At 71.2% G+C, this 4,692-nt stretch carries 4 protein-coding genes and 1 pseudogene; all 5 read left to right on the top strand.

The features are described from left to right. Positions 1 to 392, top strand: a pseudogene (locus A7A76_RS11365) (hypothetical protein); the annotation flags it as partial. A 342-nt stretch (positions 393 to 734) separates the two neighbouring features. After that, the gene (locus tag A7A76_RS11360; protein WP_206411286.1) at positions 735 to 1,940 is read left to right on the top strand and encodes a DesA family fatty acid desaturase; all 1,206 of its coding nucleotides are present in this window, start codon (positions 735 to 737) and stop codon (positions 1,938 to 1,940) included. Between the two features lie 381 nt (positions 1,941 to 2,321). Continuing rightward, positions 2,322 to 2,495, top strand: a complete 174-nt coding sequence (locus A7A76_RS11355) for a hypothetical protein (RefSeq protein ID WP_206411285.1) — start codon at positions 2,322 to 2,324, stop codon at positions 2,493 to 2,495. A 125-nt stretch (positions 2,496 to 2,620) separates the two neighbouring features. Beyond that, positions 2,621 to 2,980 (top strand): hypothetical protein, encoded by a 360-nt coding sequence (locus tag A7A76_RS11350; RefSeq protein WP_206411284.1) that lies wholly within the window; start codon positions 2,621 to 2,623, stop codon positions 2,978 to 2,980. A 231-nt stretch (positions 2,981 to 3,211) separates the two neighbouring features. Then, positions 3,212 to 4,030 carry a kanamycin nucleotidyltransferase C-terminal domain-containing protein gene (locus tag A7A76_RS11345; protein ID WP_206411283.1) on the top strand — a complete coding sequence of 273 codons (819 nt, stop codon included), beginning with the start codon at positions 3,212 to 3,214 and terminating at the stop codon, positions 4,028 to 4,030. Positions 4,031 to 4,692 lie beyond the last annotated feature (662 nt).

The following is a 4,692-nucleotide window of genomic DNA, read 5'->3' as shown; positions in this document are numbered from 1 at the left end:
GGGTGTTGCGCGCGGCGCTGCGCGCGCTGCCGTGGGCGGAATTGCAGCCGGCACATTGGCGCGGCGCGGTCGCCGCGAGCCTGGAGCGGATGCAGCGCGCCGGCGAACTCGCCCGCGCCAGCGGCGACGGCGAGGACTGGCACGAATGGCGCCGGCGCGCGCGGCGGCTGTCGCAGCAGCAGCGCGCGCTCAAGAGCGCGCGGCTGGGCGCGGATGCGCCGAGGTTCGACAAGGACCAGATCGAACGCCTCGGCGAGGCCCAGGACCTGACCCTGCTGCTGGAGCATTGCGGCAAGGGCTCGCCGTTCGCCAAGGCCGACCGTGGCGCGCTGAAGGCGTTCGCGCGGGCGCAGCTGGCGCAGGCGCGGGCGCGGATCGAGGCGCCGGAGTAGGGCGGTTGCGTCGTAACCGGCGTGGCGCGGTCGCGGCTCGCGCCGCTCCTACAGGGGGGCGGGGCTTCGATTCCGATTGTAGGAGCGGCGCGAGCCGCGACCGCGAACCCGCCCGCCGCGACGTCACCTTCGAATCCTGAACCCGCCCGCCGCGCCTGAACCGCCGCGTCCTGCCCGCCGCGCGCAGGCTTGCCCGTTCGAATTCACAACCCCATCACAAGCCCGGGCCGGCCATACCGGCGCGAACGGTGGAGCCGTAATGGCATCATCGGCTATACAAGTGTCCTTTAATTGCCCGCAATCCCCAGGCGCCCCCTGCCGGCGCCGCTCCCGGAGTCCGCAATGCCCGCGTCCCTGATCGATTTCCTCGCCGGCGGCCTGGTCCAGGCCAGCGTCTGGGAACTGGCCGTGTACTTGCTGGTGGTGACCCAGCTCACCATCTTCTCGGTCACCTTGTATCTGCACCGTTCGATGGCGCACCGCTCGGTCGACTTCCACCCGGTGCTCGCGCATTTCTTCCGCTTCTGGACCTGGCTGACCACCTCGATGATCACCAAGGAGTGGGCGGCGATCCATCGCAAGCACCACGCCAAGTGCGAGACCGAGGACGACCCGCACAGCCCGCAGTTCAAGGGCATCGACACGGTGATGTGGCGCGGCGTGGAGCTCTACCGCCAGGCCCGCGGCGAGCGCGAGGACATCGAGAAGTACGGCAAGGGCTGCCCGGACGACTGGATCGAACGCAGGCTCTACACCCCGTGGGCGACGATGGGCCCGGTGGTGCTGCTGTTCGCGAGTTTCGCCCTGTTCGGCTTCGCCGGCGTGGCGATCTGGGCGCTGCAGATGGCGTGGATCCCGTTCTGGGCCGCCGGCGTGGTCAACGGCCTGGGCCACTGGTGGGGCTACCGCAATTTCGAAACCACCGACACCGCCACCAACCTCACCCCGTGGGGCTTCTGGATCGGCGGCGAAGAGCTGCACAACAACCACCACGCGTTCCCGAGCTCGGCCAAGTTCGCCCTGCGCAAGTGGGAGTTCGACATCGGCTGGACCGCGATCCGCGGCCTGGCCGCGCTGCGCCTGGCCAAGGTGCTGCGGGTCGCGCCGACCCTCGACGTGCGCCCGAACATCGCCATGCCCGACGGCGAAACGCTGAAGGCGCTGCTGGCGATCCGCTTCCAGGCGATGACCGATTTCTACCGCAACGTCACCCTGCCGACCCTGCGCGAAGACGCCGCCCATGCCGGCGACCGCATGCGCGCGCTGCCGCGGCGCCTGCGCAAGGGCCTGGCCGACGGCGGCCGCTGGCTCGACGAGGGCGCCCGCGCGCGCTTGCAGCACTGGGTCGAGGAGCGTCCGCGCATGGCCCAGCTGGCCGATTTCCGCCAGCGCTTGGCGCAGGTGCTCGACGATCGCTCGCACGACGCCCAGGCGACGCTGCAGCGCCTGCACGCCTGGTGCGTGGAGGCCGAAGCCAGCGGCATCCAGTCGCTGCAGGCGTTCTCCGCGCGGCTCAAGGGCTATGCGCTGGCGCCGGCGCGCTACTGAGCCGCGCTGGCGATCCGCGCGCCTGCGCCGCAGCCGAAAACCCGCGCTCCGGCGCGGGTTTTCTTTTGTACGACGCGCGCCGAAGCGGGAATGAGACGGCGGTGGCTTCGCCGCCCGCGCCGCCCGTTGCGCGGCCCGCGGCGCCGGCGTAGCGTCGCCGGGCATGGAATCCGGCGCCGCCGTCCGGCCGCGCCGCACACGGAGGTGGCGCGTGCTCGAGCCTATCGCCTGCCCGAATCCCGCCGCCCGCGCCGCTGCGCTGGCCGCGCCCGTGCGCATTCCGCCCGCTCGGTTCGCGTTCAAGGACGAACCGCCCATCCGCGACCGCGACTGCGCGCCACGGAGCGGCGCCGGCGTGCGCATGCGTAAGGAGAGAGCACGATGAAGACGTTCCGCAGCAAGCGCTTCAAGGCCCTGGCGCTGGCGGCGCTGTTCGCCGCCGGCATCGGTTTCGGCGCCGCCCAGGCCGACACCAAGTACGCCGAGGGCTGCGCGCCCAAGGCCGGCTGCCAGTTCGGCGGCACCCGCGTCGCCTGTTGCCAGAACGACGGCTGAGGCGCCCGCGCGGCCGGCGCCGAGCGCGCCGGCCGCGCATCCTCGGCGGGCGCGTCGTCGCGCCGCCTCTTGCCGGTTGCGGCCGCGCGCGGCAGGCTGCGCGCATTCCCCGTTGCGGAGCGCGCATGCGCCGGTTGCTCTCGTTGTCGTTCGCCGCGATGGCGGCCCTGGCGTCGCTCGTCCCACCGGCCGCGGCGCAGGAAGTGACCTCCACCGGCGACTATCTCGCGCGCATGGACGCCGACCGCGACGGCCGGGTCTCGCTGAGCGAGTACCAGGACTGGCTCAGCTACGCCTTCGACGCGATGGACGCCAACCGCGACGGCGTGCTCGACGCCTCCGAACAGCCCGCCAGCGGCCGCGGCGCGCGCGCGCCGCTGACCCGCGAGCAGCACCGCAAGACCCTGGCCGAACGCTTCGCCCGCCAGGACCGCAACCACGACGGTTTTCTGGATGCGCGCGAGCTGGCGTCGCCGCCGCAATGACTGCGGGCTCGCGTATCCCGCTGTAGGAGCGGCGCGAGCCGCGACTGCGGAGTAGCCGGTCGCGTCGCGAGCGCGGTGTCGCGGTCGCGGCTCGCGCCGCTCCTACAGGGAGATACCGAACGCTGCGCAGCGAACCGGATGCGCCCCGCATCCCACCGCAAGCGCAAGCCGCGTCGCAACGCCCGCATCGCGCAATTGCCGCGGCGGCGAGCGCCGTGGTACCTAGTCGCGATGGATTACGCACTGCCGCAGGGCGAACTGGACACCTTGTTCGCCGGACCGCAATCGGTCACCTCCGAACAACGCCGCGACCTGGTCGCCCTCATTCTCGAACGCCTGCGCCAGCGTTTCGGCGAACGCCTGCTGGCGGTGGCGCTGTACGGCTCCACCGCGCGCGACAGCGACGGCCCATACTCCGACCTGGAGCTGTGGGCGGTGCTGGAAGACGCCGCGTTCGGCGCGGACTTCGACGAATCGCTGGAATGGGTGCACGGCCGCGGCAAGGCCGAGGTCAACCTGATGTCGCGCAGCGCGGTGGAAGCGTTCGCGCGCGAAGTCGACGAAACCTGGCCGATCAGCCACGGCCAGTTCGTGCACGCGCGCGCGCTGTGGATCGCGCCCGATCACGGCGCGCTGTTCGAGACCCTGCGTTCGCTGGCCGCACATCCCGACGATGCCGAGGTGGAGCGGGCGATGGCCGAGATCGTGGTCGGCGAGTTGTACGAACTGATCGGCAAGCTGCGCAACCGTTATGCACGCAAGCCGCTGGCGCTGCTGGCCGGCGAGTTCGCCGTGCACGTGGCCTGCCTGGTCGGCCTGGCCGAGCGCCACGTCTACGCCAGCGCCGGCACGATGTTCGACGAAGCGGCCGACCTGCCGGGCCCGGACGGCGCGGCCGAGCTGTACCGGTTGGTAGCGCACGGCGACCTCGGCGACGAAGCGGTCGTGGTCGCGGCGCTGGAGCGGGCCTGGGCCGGCGTGGAGGCGTGGTCGCACGAGGCCGCGCTGAACGACGCTCTGCAGCGGCGGTGCGTGGCGGGCGAGCGCTGAGGCGTCGGACCGGCTTGGCGGGGCATCGGCCGAGGCGGACAGGAAAGCATCGGGCCTGAAGGCCCTCCCACAACGGCCCAGGCTTCGGCCGCTGTGTGGGGTGGACCGCGGGCCGGATGTTCATGCCGGAAGGCTCGATGCTTTTGTGAGCGCCTTCAGGCCCGATGCTTTTTTGTGGGAGGCCTTCAGGCCCGACGCTTTTGTGGGAAGGCCTTCAAGCCTGATGTTTTTGTAGGAGGGCCTTCCCAATACTTTGTGGGATGGCCTTTAAGCGTGATGTTTTGTAGGAGACCTTCAGGTCCAATGCTTTTGTGGGAAGGCCCTTAAGCCTGATGTTTTGTAGGAGGCCTTCAAGCCCGATGCTTTTGTGGGAAGGCCTTCAAACCTGGTGTTTTTGTGGGAGGGCCTTCAGGCCCGACGCTTTCGGATCGGGTCGCCACGCCTGCCCAACGGCACTGGCCCCGTCTGCGCGCACAGCTCACTGTGGCGTCGTCCTTGCGCCCACGTAGCCGCGCTACCCTCGTCCCATGCCGCCCCTGTTCCATCCCTGGCTGCGCGAAGCCCGCCTCGCCGTTGTGCGCGGTGGCGGGTGGCGGCGCGGGCGCGGGGCCGTGGCGGCGCTGGCCGCGGGGGTGGTCGCCAGCCTCGCGCTGCGCGCGTTC

Source organism: Lysobacter enzymogenes (assembly GCF_017168095.1).
Taxonomy (GTDB): Bacteria; Pseudomonadota; Gammaproteobacteria; order Xanthomonadales; family Xanthomonadaceae; genus Lysobacter; species Lysobacter enzymogenes_D.
Note: the sequence above shows the minus strand (reverse complement) of the source record. Positions and strands in the feature narration are given on the sequence as shown.

Excerpts from the sequence above, each read along its gene's own strand:
- A7A76_RS11360 (WP_206411286.1), top strand. The coding sequence starts at position 735 with ATGCCCGCGTCCCTGATCGATTTCCTCGCCGGCGGCCTGGTCCAGGCC.
- A7A76_RS11355 (WP_206411285.1), top strand. The coding sequence starts at position 2,322 with ATGAAGACGTTCCGCAGCAAGCGCTTCAAGGCCCTGGCGCTGGCGGCG.
- A7A76_RS11350 (WP_206411284.1), top strand. The coding sequence starts at position 2,621 with ATGCGCCGGTTGCTCTCGTTGTCGTTCGCCGCGATGGCGGCCCTGGCG.
- A7A76_RS11345 (WP_206411283.1), top strand. The coding sequence starts at position 3,212 with ATGGATTACGCACTGCCGCAGGGCGAACTGGACACCTTGTTCGCCGGA.